Raw genomic sequence first — 17,912 nt, forward strand, 5'->3', positions numbered from 1 at the left:
AAGGTCGCAGGGGAGGAAGACGTTGACGTCATCGAAGGGCGAGTCGGACCAGGAGCTGTCGGCCAGCGGGCGAATCGACGAGATTCGACGGTCCGCGGGCTCTCTGTTCCTGGCGAAGGGCTACGCATCGACGACGATGAACGATATCGCGAGTTCGGTGGGCATCTTGCCCGGGAGCTTGTACCACCACTTCGTCAGTAAAGAGGCGGTGGCAATCGAAATGCTCGACTCGCTCAACGACGACCTGCGGCTACTCTCGATCGATCTGAGGCGTTTGGGGTATCTCGCGCTGCCTCCCGAGGCAAGACTCCGCGAGCTGTGTCGACGTGTGGTGCAGCTGAGCTTGCAGCATGCGGCTGCGGTGAGGCTGCGTGCCTTCGACCCTCCGACGGTGGCCAGTGACCGCTTTCGCGATGCGGTCGCGCTTCAGCCGGTCGGCCTTCAGCGCCTGTGGCGCGCTGCGGCAAACGATCTACGCGACCGATACCCGCACTCCCCCGTCAACCCATACCTCCTCACCCACACGTTGCAACGGTTGACGGCCACCTCTTCGACGAGCTTGCCGGGTCCGGTGGACCCGGATGTGTCGTCCCGAATCATCTGCGACACGTTGCTGTACGGCATTGCGCCAGAATGTCCCGACGACGCGACGCTCGACGCCTCCGATCCCATCCGCGCGGCGAAAAGTGCCGTCTCGGAGTGGCATTCGGCGGGCGACGACGATGCGCTCAAGCGACAGATCCTGGACGGTGCGAAACACGAATTCGCCCGGAGGGGATACGACGCCACAACAATTCGCGACGTCGTCGAGGCGTCCGGCGTGCGGATGGGATCCATCTATCGCCGAGTGTCGTCCATGGAAGCGATCTTCGACGAACTTGCCGAGAACTACGCGACGCATATGCACCGGAGCGTGACTGCGGTGCTGGACGCGCAATCCGATTCCGCCGCAGCCACACTCGATGCACTGGCATATGTGATCGTCCAGGCAAAGCGCCATTTCCCGGACGAAACCAAAATGATGTCTTTGGGATGGTATCTGGCGCAAGACGGTCAGCCCACGTTCGCGTTGAGGTACCGAGAGCAGTCAGCAAAGAGAATGGCCAGGCTGGTCGAAATTTTGACTCAGGGCATAACACAAGGCACCTTGGCTTCGACGTGTGACCCCGCCACGCTGGCACCCTACCTACGCAATATCCTGTGGATCAACTTCCCGGATCAGGGACGCGTCAGCGTCAAACAGGAGCACAGGTTTCTCCGCACACATTTACTGCGGGGTATTGTCTCGCAGTAGATGTGTGTCCGGCAGAATAAAATTCACGGGTGCCGATATCGACGAACCGCGGCGCCACGAAGAATCGTCGCTCGCGCGTGAGCAATGGCCGCAGGCTTTCCCAAGCGTTCGACCAGTGGTGTCGGCATCCACATCAGGTCGCGCACACTGGACGTAATCTGACGAATCTTGAGGTCGTCGAGTCTGAGTTCACCATTGGCTCGCCCCTCACTCAGAACAGCGTGCAGCAATCGACCCCGTTCCTCGATTGCGCCCAGAACGGAACTCGTTTCCGGAGGTGTCAGACGAAACCATGCTCGCTGAATGTGGAACTCTTTGTCGAATGTCTCCAGGGCGTTCAGATTCACCCATGCGAGTGCATCGAGTTTCTCCAGGGCCGTCGAAGTGGTGTCGAGTACGGCCTCGTAGGCACGTGAAAGCTGCACATGAAAGCTGTTCATGATGGAGTCCAGCAAATCCAACTTGCTCCCGATAGCCCGGTACACAGTTCCCGTTCCCATGTTCGCCGACGCCGCGATGTGCCGAACCGTCGTCGCCTCGTACCCGCGACGCGCAAACTCGACCCTCGCCACTTGCTGCAGGACCGCGAATCGATCCTCCTCTGTGTCGGTTCCCGACATGGACCAGGTTTCCAGCGAGCGATTCGCAGCCGACATGGCAGGTGACCGGTCCAGGACCGTGTCGCTCGGGGGGTCCGCCGCTATACCGTCGAGCAGTATTCGGGCGGTGACATCGGCGATCGTGCCGGGGGCAACGTTTCGGTGCACAATGGTCGATCCCACGTGCAACATCGCGTCGGAAAATTGTTCGGACAACGTCGCAGGATCGACATTCTGTTTCAGATACCCGGAAGCCCGTGCATCGTCGAGCAACGCACGCATCGCACCTACCACCGTCGAAGACCTACGTTGTGCTACCGCCACGAGTGCTTCGCTCGCAGATCGACGTGGTTCGTACTGCGTGAGCTGCAACGCTGCCCTGTTTCGCACAGCGCACGACGCGACCGCGGCTCCCAAGTCGGACACCCGCCGAAAGACTTCGGTGGGCTTCGGTGTGGAGTAGCCCTCGAGCGCGGCGGCGCCGACAGCGTCCATGTCGACCTGGTACCGCTCCAGCAGTTCTACCGCGATCGACTCTTTCGATTCGAAGTGGTGGTAAAGACTCCCGGCCAAGATGCCACACTGGTCGGCGACGTCCTTCAGTGAGGTACCGACGTACCCGGAGGACGCGAACAATTGCGCTGCCGCGTCGAGAATTTCGGTTCGACGAGCGCCATCGACTCGTTTCGCTCCCGCAGTACCTTCCGACAAAGACGTCACCGAGCCAGTATGCCGGGTGAATGGGCGGCGCGGGGCTTGCAGCGCAAGAGAACACGGAACTGTCTCCTGTGGGCGCGTCGACTTGGTTCTCGCACTGAATTCAAGTGCCGCTCACCGCACAGCTCTGCGTGGTTAGTGAAGGTATGCGGCAAGCTCGCCTTCGAACGCCTCTACCGACAGGTGACCTCGAACAGCAGTGAGAAAGCGGCCGGCAGCGGCGCCGTCGATGAGTCGATGATCGTACGTGATCGGTAGAGCACACACCGACCTGACGACGATCTCTTCGATTCCGTCCGCGCGAACCAATACTCGCGGCCTACGCACCACCGCCCCCGTCCCCAGAATCGCGACCTCCGGATAGTTGATGATCGGCGTGTCGCTGAGGGATCCGGCCCCACCGATGTTGGAAATGGTCAGGGTGCTCCCGCTCAGTTCTTCGGGCGAAGCAGTCCCCGCCCGAACGCGAAGCGCCACATCGGCTATCCCTCGTGCGATCTCGGCAAGGCTGAGAGCCTCGGCATTGCGCAACACAGGAACCATCAGTCCGGCGGGGGTGTCCACCGCGACGCCGAGATGGACCGCACCGTGGTACGTCACCGTCTTGCCGTCACCGTCGATGGACGCATTGAATTCTGGTATGTCCTGTGCAGCACGTACCAGCGCGCGACAGAAGAACGACAGATACGTGAGGGCCGCGCCTTCCCGTTGCCTGAACGCCACTTTCACTCTGTCACGGAGCAGCCCGAGTTCGGTGACGTCCGCTTCCTGTACCGCCGTAAGTTGCGCCGTCGACGTCAGCGATTCGGTCATTCGTTGCGCGATGATCCTGCGAATACGAGGCATTCGCTGCGTGGTCCCTGCGACGGGGCCTGTGGGCACGGGCTTGCGATCGGTGGACCCTTCTCGCTGTTGCCCTGTCTGGATGGTCATTCGTTCTACTCGCTTTCCCTCGGGCGGCACCGAGTTGCCCCGGATATCCGTCGAATGGTTGTACGACGGCAGCAGACATGCTCCGACCATTCTGTACGAATCTTAATTCATAAAACTGAATAGCACATCGAATCGGGTTGGGGTGCGACGATGTGCCTGAGCGAGGCCATTACGCAGGGGCATTGGGCTAAAGTTGCCGTCATCATGATCGAAGCCGCTGCCCCACACAGACCCATGGCCGCGACATCATGCTGATCGTCAACGGGTTCAAGATCACCAACGAGCCGGTGTCGGTGCGCATCGACGGCGAACGCATCGTGGAGACCGATGCGTTACTCCATCCCACGCCTGGCGAGACGGTTCTCGATGCCAGGGGTGGCACGGTGATCCCAGGTCTGCACGATCATCATCTGCATTTGAGATCCATTGCGGCTTTCCTACACTCACTGCCGCTCGGCCCACCTGCCGTGGAGAACTCGCAACAGATGCGCACGGTACTTCGTGAGGCGACCGCCCGTCAGGACGGTTGGATTCGCGCAGTGGGCTATCACGAATCCGTTGACGGCGACCTCGACCGCTTCGCGCTGGATCTGATTCGACCCGGCACTCCTGTTCGCATTCAACACCGAAGCGGTGCGATGTGGATCGTCAACTCGGTCGGCCTCGCGGCGTTGGGACTCCACGACCACCCGGACGGCAGGCTCTTCCGTCAGGACCACCTCATGCTGAAGCCAAGCTCATCCGCTCACGTCGGGCTCGAAGAAGTCAGCGCGCGGCTGTCCTCGATGGGCGTCACGGGTTGCACCGACGCAACGCCGAATATGACTGTCGATCAACTCGATTACCTGGAAGCCGAGGTTCGCGCCGGAAGGTTGCGGCAGACGCTGCATGTATTGTCGGCCGACGACAGCCGCCCGAACGGGTTTCTCACATTCGGACCCGTCAAGCGTATTCTCGACGACACCCATCTCGATGTGGACGAGCTGACCGGTTGGATATCTTTTGTCCACGCTCAGGGGCAGGCGGTCGCAATTCATTGCGTGACGCTCCCGCAATTGGTCACTGCAGTAATCGGTTTCAAGACGGCAGGTGTTCTGGCCGGAGATCGGATCGAGCACGCGGCCGTGACGCCGGACGCTCTACTGAAAGAACTGTCGCAACTGCACATCACCGTTGTGACGCAACCCAACTTCGTCACCGAGCGCGGCGACCATTACTTGGACACGTTTTCGAGTTCCGAGCATCGCCATCTGTGGCGGCTGGCCGCGTTCGACAGGTCGGCGATTCTCGTTGCGGGCAGCACCGATGCGCCGTTCGGGGCACTCGACCCGTGGGCAACCATGAGGGCTGCGCGCGACCGAACCACTGCGTCGGGCCGCATCCTCGGACTCGACGAGTCGGTATCGGCACTGCGAGCTCTGCGGTTGTTCTCGGGCGCGCCGGCGACACCGGGTGTTCCGCGCCGAATCACGGCGGGCGAGCGAGCAGATCTCTGCATCCTTGCCGAACCCCCGGTCGGCGTTCTCGCCCAACTCGACCGGGAGCTCGTCTCCCTCACGATGATCGGAGGCAGTGTCACATACGAAGCCTGAATTGCACCCCGGCTCAGACGGGTACTGCTTCCTCCAACGACGGACCGGTGTCGTCTTGCAAAGTCAGAGGGAAGTGACATGCCACGAACTGCCCGGGACGGACTTCGCGCATCTGCGGCTCCACCTCCGCGCAGAGGTCTTGCGCCAACGGGCACCTCGTCCTGAACCTGCAACCGGTGGGTGGATTCAGCGGCGAGGGAACGTCGCCTTCGAGGGCGGGCCCGGCGAAGCCCTTCTCCGGATCAGTGAGTGGCACCGAATCGAGCAGTGCCCGTGTGTAGGGATGGCCAGGTCTGTCGTATACCTCAGCCGAATCGCCGTATTCGCAGGTCTTTCCGAGATACATGACCATGACGTTGTCACTGACTGTTCGGACGACCCCGAGGTCGTGCGCGATGAACACGACAGTGAGGTCCAGCTCGGCCTTCAATTCTTCGATGAGGTTCAAAATCTGTGCCTGCACCGAGACATCCAGCGCGGACACCGGTTCGTCGCAGATCAGCAAACTCGGTGACAACGCAAGCGCACGGCCGATTGCCACTCGCTGAGCCTGGCCCCCGGACAATTGTCGCGGCAACATTTGTGAGAACCTGTCGCCGGCAAGACCCACCTGCTCAAGGACGGCCGCAGACTTCTCGGCGCGCTCCTTGTCCGACGCGCCCGCGACGGAGAGGCCCTCGACGACGATGTCCTTGACCGCACGACGCGGATTGAGCGACGCCACGGGATCCTGGAAGATCATTTGCATTCGGCGACGCAGTGCACGCATCTTGTTCTCGCTCGCGTCTTCGATCCAGTGCCTTCCGAACCGAATTCGGCCACCGGTGACTCGATCCAATCTCAGAACGGCACGACCCGTAGTCGACTTGCCGCATCCGGATTCGCCTACGATCCCGAGTGTTTCACCCGGCATCACGTCGAAACTGATTTTCGACACCGCCTGCACGACACCGCGACCAGTTTTGTATTCGACGACCAGGTCTTCGACGCTGAGCAACGCTTTGTCGCCGCGCAGGTGCGCGGTTCCGCTACCGGCCATGTTTGCCACCCACCGATGCCAGGGCGGCGTTGTCGACCGGATGGAGGCACGACACACTGTGGTCGAAGCCCACCGAGGTCATGGTGGGACCCGGATCGGTGCAGTGTGCGTCCGCGGCACTGCACCGCGGTCCGAACCTACAACCGACCGGCGGATCCACAGGACTCGGTAGCGAACCCTCGATCAGTCGCAAAGGAGTATGCCGGGGATGATCGATTGTCGGAGTTGCACCCAGCAGTGCATGCGTGTATCGGTGCCGGGGAGCGTCGAAAACCTCACGTGTGGAGCCGATTTCCGCAAGCCTGCCCGCATACATCACGGCCACCCTGTCGGTTCGGCCCGCGACTACAGCCAGGTCGTGACTGATCAACATCATCGAAGTCCCCCGTTCTCGTTGTATTCGTCGGAGTAGATCGAGGATCTGCCGTTGAATCGTCACATCCAGGGCGGTTGTCGGTTCGTCCGCGATGAGCAGATCGGGCTCGCAAGCCAGCGCGATCGCGATCATCACCCGCTGACGCATCCCGCCGGACATTTCGTGCGGATAGTTGGACAGTCTCCGTTCGGGGTCAGGAACGCCGACCTCTTTCAAGAGGCCCAGCGCACGACTGTGTGCCTCCGACCGACTCACACCGAGATGCTTTCGCATTCCCTCGGTGAGTTGCCGCTCGACACGAACCACAGGATTGAGCGAGCGTCCCGGGTCTTGGAAGACCATCGAGATTTGCTTTCCCCAGATCGAGAGCTTTTCTTTTTTGCTCAACGACAACAGATCCCGGCCTTGGAATGTCACTTCACCCGACCGGCCGGAGCGAGGGGGCATCAGACCCATGATGGCGCGAGCCATCACAGATTTGCCGGAACCGGACTCGCCCACCACCCCCAGCGCTTGACCTTCTGCCAGATCGAAAGAGACATCGTCCACCGCGCGGACCGTACCTCGGGGGGTCCCGATGTACGCACGCAAGTCTCGGACTTGGAGCAGCGGTTCTCCGCTCATTGCATTACCTCTCGTCATCGGAGCCGACGGGTCTAGTTCTGGATCCACAATTCGGCCGGCAGAAGTGAACCGGATCCGTACTGGTGAATTCCTCCCACGTTCTTGCCCGTCACGACAGCCGGAGCTGCGCGAGTGAAGAAGATTCCCGGGGTGAGCTCGACGATACGATCCTGTACCACCTGGTACGCGTTCTTGCGTTCGTCATCCGAGCTCGCGAACCGCCCTGCGGCCAGGGCTGCGTCCAGTTCGGGGTCGGACGTACCTGTCACGTTGCCTCGGGAGTCGGTTTGGAATGCCTGCCACAGTGCATAGTCGGGATGCTGAATGTTCGCGGACGAGATCATCATTTGAAAATCCCGGGACGCGAGCTTCGACAAACCCGTCGGAAAGTCGACGACGTCTACCTGGGCATCGACGTTCTGGTACGCGCTGAGCTGCGTCTGCATGCTCTCCGCACTCGCCTTGTTCTCCACTGTCGAGAACGACGAGTTGGTGAAAGATACGGGCTTTCCTTCTGCAGCCAGTTCGTCGAAGAGCTTTTGCGCCGCTTCGGGGTCGTACTTGGACAGTGCTGTGTCGGTATGGAACGGGGACCCCTCAGGGAACAGCGTTTCTGGAACTTGACCTGACCCGTTGTAGGTCGCCAGGTTCATCGAATTGAGGTCGATTGCCATCGATACTGCTTGACGAGCGCGAATGTCGTCGAACGGGGCGACGCGCGTGTTCATCGCGATGTATTGTCCGCCGCCCATGGGAACGACGTCGGTCGGATAACCGGATGCCTCCGCCTTCGCCACGCTGTCCCAATTCGATTCGAGGACGAAATCGGCACCGCCCGACATCAACGTGTTGATGCGCTGATTGGTGTCATTGGCTGTGCGTACCGAGATGCTGTCGAGGTACGGCCGCGGCGCGTCCCAGTAATCGGGGTTCTTCACCAACTCGATGACGTCTTGGCGAGCCCATGAAACCAGTGTGAAGGGCCCGGCTCCGATCGGCTTGTCGTTGAACGACTCCGGCGACAAGGCAAGAGCCGCAGGCGACGCGATCCAGTTCATCGAGGAATTGACGACTGCCTGACCGTAGTGTGGGTTCGGCGCCACCAGTGTCGCTTCGAGCGTAACCGGATCGACTACGTCGATCGCGGCGATGGTGCCCGCCTGCACGATCGACGAAGATCCGAGTGCCGGGTTCGTAAGACGCTCCCAGTTGAACTTCACCGCTTCCGCATCCAGGGGCGTCCCGTCGCTGAAGACGAGATCGGGGCGCAGGGTCAACGTGAAGGTCGCACCACCGTCGTCCGTCGAGAAGTCCGTGGCCATCTGACCCTCGATCTCGGTTGTCTCCACATCGTTGATGAGCAGATTTCCGTACAGCGCGTTACCGAGGAACCCCTGGGTCGTCCATGTGTTGGTCATGGCTGCGGGGTCGAGGGAACGGGGCTCGCTCGCCTGAATCGCTCGCGCTGCGCCACCCGCAACAGGGTCCCCTGTCGCACCGGTGGCGGCTGCCGTCTCTCCCGGCGCCGACGTACTGCAACCCGCCAAGACGAGTACGGATGCGCCCAGCAAAGCAGCAACCGCTGTAGTGAGTCTGTTCTGACGTTGATCATTGTTTCGGGACACTGTCGACCTCTCGAGATAAGTAGTGAGCTGCATAGTGATCCACCTCGATGTGGACCTGTTCGGCGTTGTCAGTCACGCATGCTGCTGTCGAACCGTGACCGCAAATAATCACCGAATTGATTCAGCGCGAAGACAGTGAAAAAGATCGTTATGGCGGGCACGAACACCATGTGCGGCGACTGCGCTATTGCGTCCTTGCCGTCGTTGATCATTCCTCCCCAGCTTGGCTGAGGCGGTGGGATCCCCATCCCCAAGAAGCTGAGAGATCCCTCGGCAACAATCATGGCCGCGATGATGATCGGTAGATAGGAGGCCAGGGGTGCAACGACATTCGGTAGGACTTCTTTGAACAGAATGCGGCCGTGCCCGGCTCCCATGTTGCGTGCGGCACGTACGAATTCGCGTGCCGACCACGAGATGGTGTTGGCACGGGCCAATCGGATGAACGAGGGGATGACGATCAAGCTCAAGCCGAAAAGTATTGTCCGGATACTGGGCGTCAGGATCGATGACAATGCCAGGAGCAGAATCAGTGGCGGGAACGCGAGCATCGCGTCTGCGAGCAAACTGATGCCCGAATCGGTGGCCTTGCCGAGATAGCCGGCAACCATTCCGATGAGGGATCCGATGAAGAAACCTGCAAGTGCAGCAACGGTACCCACTACGAGGGAGACACGCGCACCGTACACGACGCGGGACAGCATCGATCGTCCTTGTGAATCGGTACCGAGAAGTAGATCGAGTGAGCCGAGCTGCGGTCCGAGACGCGGGACGCCGACAGGAATGGCGTAGTTTGCCAGTGGTAGTAGGTTCGCGAACAGCGCCGCGGCAATGATCACCACGAGCCATCCGATCGACAGATAGACGAGAAGCGATCGTGTCTTCTTGGGCGGGGGGACGACCGGAGCTATCGGCGTGACTGCTATGACGCCGTCGACCGATTCGGATTCCTCTGGCACTGTTGACGTGGTCATGCGCCGACCGCCTTTCTGACCCGCGGGTCGATCATTCCGTAACTGGTGTCGACAACGGCGTTGATGGCTACGTAAACCACCGCAATGAAAACCACGACGCCTTGGACCATGATCACGTCACGGGACGTAATCGACAGGGCCACCAATTGTCCGAGACCCGGCAATCCGAACAGCGTCTCGACCACCACCGTTCCGCCGATCAAGCGGCCGAGGTTGATTCCGGCAACCGTGATCAACGAAAAAGTGGACGGCCTTAGTGCATGCCGGAACATCACGTAGGTGCTGCTCATACCCTTGGCGCGTGCCGCCGCAACGTAGTCCTCACGGAGGGTGCCCATGAGATCGGTTCTGAGAAGCCGGTGAAAGGCAGCAATTTCGGTCAGAGCGATTGCGATGGCGGGCAACAGAGCACTTCGGAGGTTCTCCATCAACCCGTCGCCCATACGAGACCAACCGGTCACCGGAAAGAGGTTGATCTGAATAGCGAAGAAGTAGATCAGCACGGGGCCTGCGATGAATGCCGGCACGGAAAGGAAAACCGAGGTCAACGCGTTGATCCCGCGGTCGGTTTTGCTGCCCGGCATGGAGGCGGAGACGACGCCGAGGAAAATCGCTACCACCAGCGAGATCGTCAGGCCCATGGCAGCCAGTTGCAGTGTCACCGGCAGCCGCTCGATGATGGCCTCGGTCACCGATTGGTTGGTGAGCGGAGAGGTTCCCAGATCGCCGCGCACGGCGTCTGCGAGCCAATTGCCGTACTGAACCCAGATCGGGTTGTCCAAACCGAGTTGCGAATTGAGCGCTGCGATGGCGTCGGGAGTCGCGTTGTCACCCAGGATCACCTGAGCCACCGACCCTGGCGCGAGGCTCAGCAGAGCGACGACCGCCATGGTGACCAGCAGGACCACCACGACACTTCGACCCACGCGTTTCGAGACGTCGGAAATCATGTTTTGCAACTTTCGTCGTGCGCCCGGACTCGATCTGCACGTACAGCTCTGACGCTGATACGCGGGCGAGTGTGTGGACGTTGTGCGCGGTGACGGGCTGTGTCGCCGAACACTCGTTCAAAAGAATGTGGTCCAGGTCATTAAAGTACAAATTGATGCCGGGCACAACCGCGGAAAGAGAAAGTGATCATCCGAAATCCGCACGTCAACAGCATTATTCGTCGGCTGCACCATACGAGCGACGGCGGCTGGCGCCCAGCGTCAGGCGAGTGAACCAAATTCCTGGTCCGCTAAACGGTAGCGCACCGACCCGGCCATTCGCGGCACAATGGCGGAACGAGCAAAAAGTCTCGAAACTACGCGCTGATAATGAAAACGGCCCCCCGGTAGGTAAACCACTAACGGGGGGCCGAGGCATCTGCCGCGCATCCAGAGGGGACGCGCGATCACATCACACGCTGATACCAATCAGTTTGGTGTCGAGGTACTCACCGATACCGTCAGCAGAGCCCTCGCGCCCCAGCCCGCTTTCCTTCACACCGCCGAAGGGTGCCGCGGCGGAGGTCGGGTTGATGTCGTTGATACCGACCATTCCGAACCGGAGCTGCTCCGCCACCCGGATTGCGCGCGAGATATCTCGTGTGTAGATGTACGAGGCCAGTCCATAATCGGTGTCGTTTGCCATCCGAATCACCTCGTCCTCGTCGTCGAACATCGTCACCGACGCGATGGGGCCGAACGTCTCTTCGCGGTAGATCTGCATTTCCGAAGTGACGTCGGTCAATACTGTCGGCGCGTAGAAGTGCCCCTCGGCGTAGGGCCCATCGGCCAGCCGCGAACCACCGGCAAGCACCTTGGCACCCAGCGATACGGCGTCGTCGACCTGACTTTGCATGCGGCTCATGGAAGGCTCGTCGATGAGCGGCCCAACCCCGCTGGCCGGGTCGAGGCCGTCGCCGGGGCGGAGCTTGGATGTGCGTGCGACCAATGTTTCGAGGAACTTCTCGGCGATCGAGCGATGCACGAAAATGCGGTTCGGACTGATGCACGCCTGCCCGGTGTTGAGGAACTTGACCAACGTCGCGCCCTTCGCCGCATGCTCGGGGTCGGCATCGGCGAAGACGATGAACGGGGCGTGGCCGCCCAGTTCGAGTGACACCCGTTTGACAGTCGATGCGGCTTCCCTCGCCAGCAGCTTGCCCACTTCCGTCGAACCCGTGAAGGTGATCTTCCGAACAGCCTTGCTCGCCAGCACCTCGTCACTGAAGTAACGCGGATTCTGGGTGGTCACCAGGTTGACGACACCAGCAGGTACCCCCGCTTCCTCGAAAATCCGAAACATGGCGAGCGCCGTCAACGGGGTTTGCTTCGCCGGTTTGAGAACGACGCTGCATCCGGCAGCAAGTGCAGGCGCGACTTTTCGCGTGATCATCGATATCGGGTAGTTCCACGGCGTGATGGCAGCAACCACGCCTACGGCCTGATGCAACACCACGAAACGCTGATCGGCGCGCGCGGAGGGGATGGTCGACCCGTACACGCGCTTGGCTTCTTCTGCGAACCAGATCACGAAGTCGGCTGCGTACTTGACCTCGTTCCGGGACGCCTTCAGAGGCTTCCCCTGCTCCATCGTCATCAGGGTGGCCAACTCTTCGCTGCGTTCCAGCATCAACCGGTGCGCCGCGTACAGGACTTCTGCTCGCTCGTATGCGGTCCGCGATGACCACTGAGGAAAGGCTTCCTCAGCCGCAGCGATGGCCTCACGCACGTCCTCCGGTTGACCGGCCGCTACCGATGCGAGAACGACGCCAGACGCAGGATTGGTGACGTCCACTGTTTCGCCCGAAGCCGTCGGGCGCCATTTGCCGTTGATATACAACGAGTCTCGCGTCGTCGCGGGGTCTTCGAAAAACGGTAGCGACATACAAGTCTCCCAAGAAGTTGAACAAGGCGATCCTTGTGACCGCCTTCGAAGACTATCGCCCCACTGGATCGTTTTTCAACGAAATGAACACATATTCACAAGATTGTTCAAGGCTCCACGCCTATCCGTCGAAGGACCTCGCGCGTATCGGCGCCGCTCGCCGACGCCGACATACTCACCGCTCGGTGCCGCGGGGCAGCCGCCGGTACTAACTGCGCTGGTACCGAATGGCACGACGAATCACCGAGCGTGGACGAGACGGCGTGCGCCATGGAGATGTCCCAGAGCCTGCCACCACGAGAATTGACGGAGTCGAGGCCGCACAACGCTGCCCACAAACCGGTCAACGGATCCGCGATCGCGTCTCCCGCGAACACCGGTGTTCCGTCTACGTCCTCGCCGACGAGCCCGCATGCGGCCGCAACGTCGTCGCCGAAGCCGATCCGATTGGAAGACCGCCCATACGCGGTGATCGACAGCCAGGTGCATCCGCGCGCCGCATGCGCTTGTGCATCGAGGCCGAATCTTTGCAAGGCGCGAGGGCGTGACGCTTCGATGACGATGTCGGCGGAGTCCACGAGTCTGTGTAACCAGCGCCTCTCGGTCGTGGAGCTCGGATCGAGAACCACCGATTCGTGCCCGCCGTGCAGCAGATCGTAGAAGTGGCGATTACCACCCCGAGCTCCATCCGGACGTTGCGGTGTCTCCACTTTGATCACGTGTGCGCCAGCAGTATTCAACAGCTGCGCACACAGCGGCCCTGCCCACAACGCGCTGAAATCGACAACCGTCGCCCCCTCGAGCGACCGCACATCTGTCGGAATCGGAAGCGGCTGGGCGACCTGTGGTTCGACACACCCTCCGGCAATCCCGAGCAAGTCCATCCGCTCCACTATCTCCGGACTCGACCGAGTGCTCAGCCATGCGGCCACCTCGGTCCACGGATCCTCGCCTACTGCCCGCCCGATCAAGGCACCGAGGAGATTCGCGTCGTCGGGCCGCGGACACGAAACCACCGCCCATCCTCCCCTGTGCGGCAGAAGACGTGCGTACCCGCCCAACGACTTCCGACCGCGGCGGGTCCAACCGGTGAAGGCCGCACGTTCGCCCAGCAGCGCAGCACCGTCGAGCCCGTGTTCGAAACCCGGCAGGTGACCCAGTGCCGACGCAGCCCGCCCGGCCCAGGACGCAGCGTCGCCGCGCGGGACTACGTTGCGTTCAGGTGGGCCGGTGAGGGCGACTATCCCGCTTGCGCCCCAATCATGCTGACGAGACGATTCCACATCGGGAGCCTATCGTCTGCCGCCGCGAGCCCCGCGCCATCTACGACATCACGCAGGTTCTATGCGGCCGATTTCCGCACCCACCGCGTACAGTTCGTCTTCTTCCGCCTCACCGTGCCGCAGAACTCCGGATGCAGCCGCCTCGATGGAAGATTCGACTTTGTCCGTCGCCACGCTGTAGATGAGGTCACCCTCCGCGACGTTCGCGCCATCGGCGACGAGCCACTCGACGAAAGTCACCTCTTCGGTGGCCATGGACACCTTGGGGATCAGAACGGACTGGTGTTCAGGCATTATCTTGTTTTCCCATCGTGTCTTTGGCTGCTCTGACAATGTCGTCGACGCTGAGCGTCACCGCTGCTTCGGATGCGCGTGACGGAATCGGTGTGAACTTGGCCCCCACTCGCTGGACCGGTGCGTTCAGTTCGCCGAACAGTTTGGTCGCAATCTGGGCTGCGATCTCGGCCCCCGGACCTGCAACGACGGTGGCATTGTGCGCGATGACGGCCCTGCGAGTCCGGCTGACGGACCCGATGACAGCCTCCATGTCCAAGGGCAGCAACGTACGCATGTCGAGGACCTCGGCTTCGATGCCCTCGCTCGCCAGAACCTCGGCCGCAGCCAACGCCGTCATCATGGCCAGCCCCCACGAGATGATGGTGACGTCCGACCCCTGCCGCTTGACGTCTGCCTTTCCGAGCGGAATGCGAATTCCGTCGCCTTCCGGTACCTCACCCTTGGCTCCGTACAAGCGCGACGCCTCGATGAAGAGCACGGGGTCGGGGTCTTCGATCGCCGAGAGCAACAGGCCCTTCGCATCCGCCGGATTGCTCGGATAGACGACCTTCATTCCGGGGACGTGCATGAACCACGCCTCCAGCGACTGCGAATGTGTTCCACCCGAACCGGTTCCGGCGAAAATGGACGTGCGGATCGTGATCGGACAGGTGGTGCGTCCGCCTGACATGTACCTCGCCTTCGCGGCGTGGTTGACGATCTGATCCATCGCGATGCCGATGAAGTCCATGATCATGATTTCGGCGACCGGCTTGTATCCCTCGAAGGCGGCACCGATCGCAGCGCCGATGATGGCAGCCTCGGAGATCGGAGTATTCATCACCCGGTCGTTGCCGTACGCGGTCGCCAAACCTCTGGTGACGGCGTTGACGCCCGCGGCTGGGTCTGCGAGATCCTCGCCGAGGAGAAACACCTTGGGGTCGGTCCGCAGCGACTCGTCCAGGGCCTCGTTGATCGCTTCGCGAATCGAAATCTTTCTGGTCTTACTCATGCGACACCACCAGTCCATTTGCGTACACGTCCGAGGTAATTTCTTCCGTGGTCGGTGGGGCGGCCTTCACGGTCTCCTTGATCGCGGCCTCCACCTCCGCCCCCGCATCCTCGCGAATCTTCTCGATGTCCGCGTCCGTGAAACCCGCGTCCCGAAGGGTCCGCGGGAAAGTCTCCATCGGATCGAGTGCCTTCTGACGCTTGAGCTGCTCGTCCGGAATGTAGTGCCCGGTATCTCCGGCATAGTGGCCCTCGAAGCGGAAGGTGACAGCCTCGACCAACGTCGGCCCACCTCCGGCACGTGCCAATTCGACTGCGTCTTTCACAGCGTTGTACGTGGCCACCGGATCGTTGCCGTCCACCGTTACCCCGGGCATACCGACGCCCTTTGCACGGTCGGCCACACGGTCGATAGCCATGGTCTCTTCCACCGGCGTCATCTCGGCATAGAGGTTGTTCTGGCACAGGAATACCACTGGCAGCTTCCAGGTAGCAGCAAGATTCACGCCTTCGTGGAACGAGCCGGTATTCGTTGCCCCGTCACCGAAGGACACGACCGTGACGCGATCGCTCCCGTCTTTCTTGGCCGCAAGTGCCAGTCCCACTCCGACGGGTACGCCCGAACCGACGATTCCGGTGGTCATCATCACTCCGTGGGCTGGGTCCGCGATATGCATCGTCCCACCCTTGCCTCGGGAAGCGCCGGTGGATGTCCCGAGTACCTCACCGATTATCTCGGTCAGCGGCACTCCCTTGGCGACGTGGTCGTGCAATCCACGGTATGTGGTGACGAGTCGGTCGTCCTCGCGCAAGGCGAGCGCAGCTCCGGCGGACACCGCTTCTTGCCCGCGCGAGGGCCAGATGACGGTGGCGAACTCCCCGCGGCGGATGCCGGCGCGGATGCGCGTATCGAGGCGTTCGGCGAGGCACATCGACTTCCACAGCTGCTCGAGCTGCTCCCTCGTCAATTGCTCTGTCAAAGTCGACATTTCACTGAACTCCAAACTGTAGGCATACTTTCGTTGGCTCGATGCGCCCACCCGAGGGCTCGACGCGCCAGTGACATTTCCATCAACCCACCGGTCCGTTCTTCGGGACAGCGTTGTGCACCGGTAAGTGTTCCCACAGCGAATCCGGCCCCGCAGACCGAGAAATACCAGCCTCGCCCCCGGCAGGAATCGGAGTGGGCTCGTCCAGCGACAAGATGGCATGCGCGGGGCAGTCGAGCAGCGCTCTCTTGACGCCGTTCTGGTCCTCTTCCGCAATGTCGCCTCCCCCAACGAGACTTGGGTATCCCCATTCGTCGAGGGAGAAGGTGTTCGGTGCGTGAACGGCGCAGGTACCGAATCCATCACACATCGTTCTGTCCAGTTTTATCCTCATGCAAACGACCTCCTGTCCTCGCCGATGGCTGCATAGGGCCGCGTGTTGGGGGTTCTCCCCTGCGCGCAGGCCCCACAAAGACCGTTCAGATGGTCCGTGACCAATTCCGGGTACTCACGCAGCACTCCCGCAGCGACATTCGCCGCCCCGTCGAGCGTTCCGCACGCCCCGCGGCCGCGCAGTCCCACAGACCACGCGCGCAGGCGCTCCACGTCACGATCGTCCGCGCGTCCGTCGCACAGCGCGGCCATCGCGGCAGCCATCGCCGCGGTGCCGTTGAAGCACGATCCGCATTGTCCGGCATTTTCGCGATCGAAATAGGCCAGCACGTCGGCGGATACCGCAACGGGGCAGACTGCGGAATCGATCACCGCCATAGCACCGCAGCCCAATCCACTTCCAGCAGCGCGCAACTCGGCATAGTCGAGCGGGATGTCGAGTACGCGGGCGGACAGCACGCCGGCGAAGTAGCCGCCGACCAAAGCGCCGGTCACCGCAGTCTCGTCGCCCAGCCATCGGAGCACCTCGGCCAGAGTGGTACCGAACGGCACCTCGTAAAGCCCGTTGTTCGCGGTCCCCGTCAGCGTCATCAAGAAGGTCCCAGCGGAATCTTCAGTACCTACAGTTCGGTACTCCGCGGCTCCATGTTGCTGCACGTAGGGCAGGTTCGCCAGTGTTTCGACATTCGAGACCAGAGTCGGCCGGTCGTGAACGCCAGATTGGAACGGCCGAGGTGGTTTGTCCTGCGGAAGAGCAGGACCGCCGTTGATCGACCTCACGGCTGCCGTTTCCTCCCCTGCAACGTACGTGGAGTCGACCTCGTGGACGCACGCACGGCCGATTACGTCCGTCGTCTCGGGTAGCTGCGCGAGAGCATCGCGCAGGCTCGTAGCACTGGCCCGGTCCGAGACGTAAATGTAGACGTCCTCGGCACCGACCATCGCCGCGGCAAGCCGAACGCCGTCGAGAACGAGGTGAGGGCGGTACCTCATCAGCCAACGGTCCTTCACCGATGCCGGTTCGCCCTCCTCGCCGTTGGCGAGAAGAACGGGCACAGCAGGACCTGTTTTGACAGTGCGGATCTTCTGCGCCAGGGGAAACGCTGCCCCACCTCGCCCTCGCAGGCCTGCATCGGACACTAGCGTGAGCAATGCCTCGGCGTCCGAAATAGGTGCGTATCCACCGCCGGCGACATACGCGTCGTAGTCTTCTCGTCCGGAACCGGTGATCAACCTCGGTGTCGTTCCCGGGAATGCGGCAGTCCGCAAGTTCATTCCGGCATCGGTCGTTACGCTCATCGAACTTCTGCCAT

The 17,912-nt window shown here is 61.6% G+C and carries 16 protein-coding genes; 2 read left to right on the forward strand and 14 right to left on the reverse strand.

What is annotated here, in order from left to right; all coding sequences use genetic code 11:
- Positions 1–22: 22 nt before the first annotated feature.
- Positions 23–1,294 (forward strand): TetR/AcrR family transcriptional regulator, encoded by a 1,272-nt coding sequence (locus D8W71_RS20705; protein ID WP_153275405.1) that lies wholly within the window; start codon positions 23–25, stop codon positions 1,292–1,294.
- A 23-nt stretch (positions 1,295–1,317) separates the two neighbouring features.
- On the opposite strand, the gene D8W71_RS20710 is transcribed toward D8W71_RS20705, so the two are convergent.
- Positions 1,318–2,613 carry a TetR/AcrR family transcriptional regulator gene (locus D8W71_RS20710; protein WP_121116140.1) on the reverse strand — a complete coding sequence of 432 codons (1,296 nt, stop codon included), beginning with the start codon at positions 2,611–2,613 and terminating at the stop codon, positions 1,318–1,320.
- A 132-nt stretch (positions 2,614–2,745) separates the two neighbouring features.
- A complete protein-coding gene (locus D8W71_RS20715) occupies positions 2,746–3,543 on the reverse strand; it encodes a 2-oxo acid dehydrogenase subunit E2 (RefSeq protein ID WP_201265151.1) in 798 nt (265 codons plus the stop codon).
- A 248-nt stretch (positions 3,544–3,791) separates the two neighbouring features.
- Between D8W71_RS20715 and D8W71_RS20720 the strand changes: the two genes are divergently transcribed.
- Entirely contained in the window at positions 3,792–5,135 is a 1,344-nt protein-coding gene (locus tag D8W71_RS20720; protein ID WP_121116144.1) for an amidohydrolase family protein, read from the forward strand.
- A gap of 13 nt (positions 5,136–5,148) precedes the next feature.
- On the opposite strand, the gene D8W71_RS20725 is transcribed toward D8W71_RS20720, so the two are convergent.
- The 12 genes from D8W71_RS20725 to D8W71_RS20780 form a co-directional block, all read right to left on the reverse strand.
- Complete coding sequence (locus D8W71_RS20725; RefSeq protein ID WP_121116146.1) at positions 5,149–6,174, reverse strand: ABC transporter ATP-binding protein; 1,026 nt, start codon at positions 6,172–6,174, stop codon at positions 5,149–5,151.
- Positions 6,164–7,174 (reverse strand): ABC transporter ATP-binding protein, encoded by a 1,011-nt coding sequence (locus tag D8W71_RS20730; protein ID WP_121116148.1) that lies wholly within the window; start codon positions 7,172–7,174, stop codon positions 6,164–6,166. Before D8W71_RS20730 ends, D8W71_RS20725 begins: the two co-directional genes overlap by 11 nt.
- A gap of 32 nt (positions 7,175–7,206) precedes the next feature.
- Entirely contained in the window at positions 7,207–8,832 is a 1,626-nt protein-coding gene (locus D8W71_RS20735) for an ABC transporter substrate-binding protein (RefSeq protein WP_121116150.1), read from the reverse strand.
- Positions 8,833–8,867: 35 nt separating this feature from the next.
- Positions 8,868–9,773: an ABC transporter permease gene (locus D8W71_RS20740; protein ID WP_121116152.1), complete on the reverse strand. Its 906-nt coding sequence runs from the start codon at positions 9,771–9,773 to the stop codon at positions 8,868–8,870.
- Positions 9,770–10,723, reverse strand: coding sequence for an ABC transporter permease (locus D8W71_RS20745; protein WP_121116154.1), 954 nt, complete (start codon positions 10,721–10,723; stop codon positions 9,770–9,772). Before D8W71_RS20745 ends, D8W71_RS20740 begins: the two co-directional genes overlap by 4 nt.
- Before the next feature lie 451 nt (positions 10,724–11,174).
- Positions 11,175–12,647, reverse strand: coding sequence for an NAD-dependent succinate-semialdehyde dehydrogenase (locus D8W71_RS20750; RefSeq protein WP_121116156.1), 1,473 nt, complete (start codon positions 12,645–12,647; stop codon positions 11,175–11,177).
- A 107-nt stretch (positions 12,648–12,754) separates the two neighbouring features.
- Positions 12,755–13,930, reverse strand: a complete 1,176-nt coding sequence (locus tag D8W71_RS20755; protein ID WP_121116158.1) for a CoA transferase — start codon at positions 13,928–13,930, stop codon at positions 12,755–12,757.
- 48 nt (positions 13,931–13,978) lie between these two features.
- On the reverse strand, positions 13,979–14,224 hold the full coding sequence (locus D8W71_RS20760; RefSeq protein ID WP_121116161.1) for a biotin/lipoyl-containing protein: 246 nt from the start codon (positions 14,222–14,224) through the stop codon (positions 13,979–13,981).
- Entirely contained in the window at positions 14,217–15,218 is a 1,002-nt protein-coding gene (locus D8W71_RS20765) for an alpha-ketoacid dehydrogenase subunit beta (protein ID WP_121116163.1), read from the reverse strand. The genes D8W71_RS20760 and D8W71_RS20765 overlap by 8 nt, the downstream gene beginning before the upstream one ends.
- A complete protein-coding gene (locus D8W71_RS20770; RefSeq protein ID WP_121116165.1) occupies positions 15,211–16,206 on the reverse strand; it encodes a thiamine pyrophosphate-dependent dehydrogenase E1 component subunit alpha in 996 nt (331 codons plus the stop codon). The genes D8W71_RS20765 and D8W71_RS20770 overlap by 8 nt, the downstream gene beginning before the upstream one ends.
- Before the next feature lie 82 nt (positions 16,207–16,288).
- Entirely contained in the window at positions 16,289–16,600 is a 312-nt protein-coding gene (locus D8W71_RS20775; RefSeq protein WP_121116167.1) for a ferredoxin, read from the reverse strand.
- Positions 16,597–17,898, reverse strand: a complete 1,302-nt coding sequence (locus tag D8W71_RS20780; RefSeq protein ID WP_121116169.1) for an NADH-ubiquinone oxidoreductase-F iron-sulfur binding region domain-containing protein — start codon at positions 17,896–17,898, stop codon at positions 16,597–16,599. Before D8W71_RS20780 ends, D8W71_RS20775 begins: the two co-directional genes overlap by 4 nt.
- Positions 17,899–17,912 lie beyond the last annotated feature (14 nt).

The sequence above is a fragment of the Rhodococcus sp. P1Y genome (genome assembly GCF_003641205.1).
In the GTDB taxonomy this organism is placed as follows: domain Bacteria; phylum Actinomycetota; class Actinomycetes; order Mycobacteriales; family Mycobacteriaceae; genus Rhodococcoides.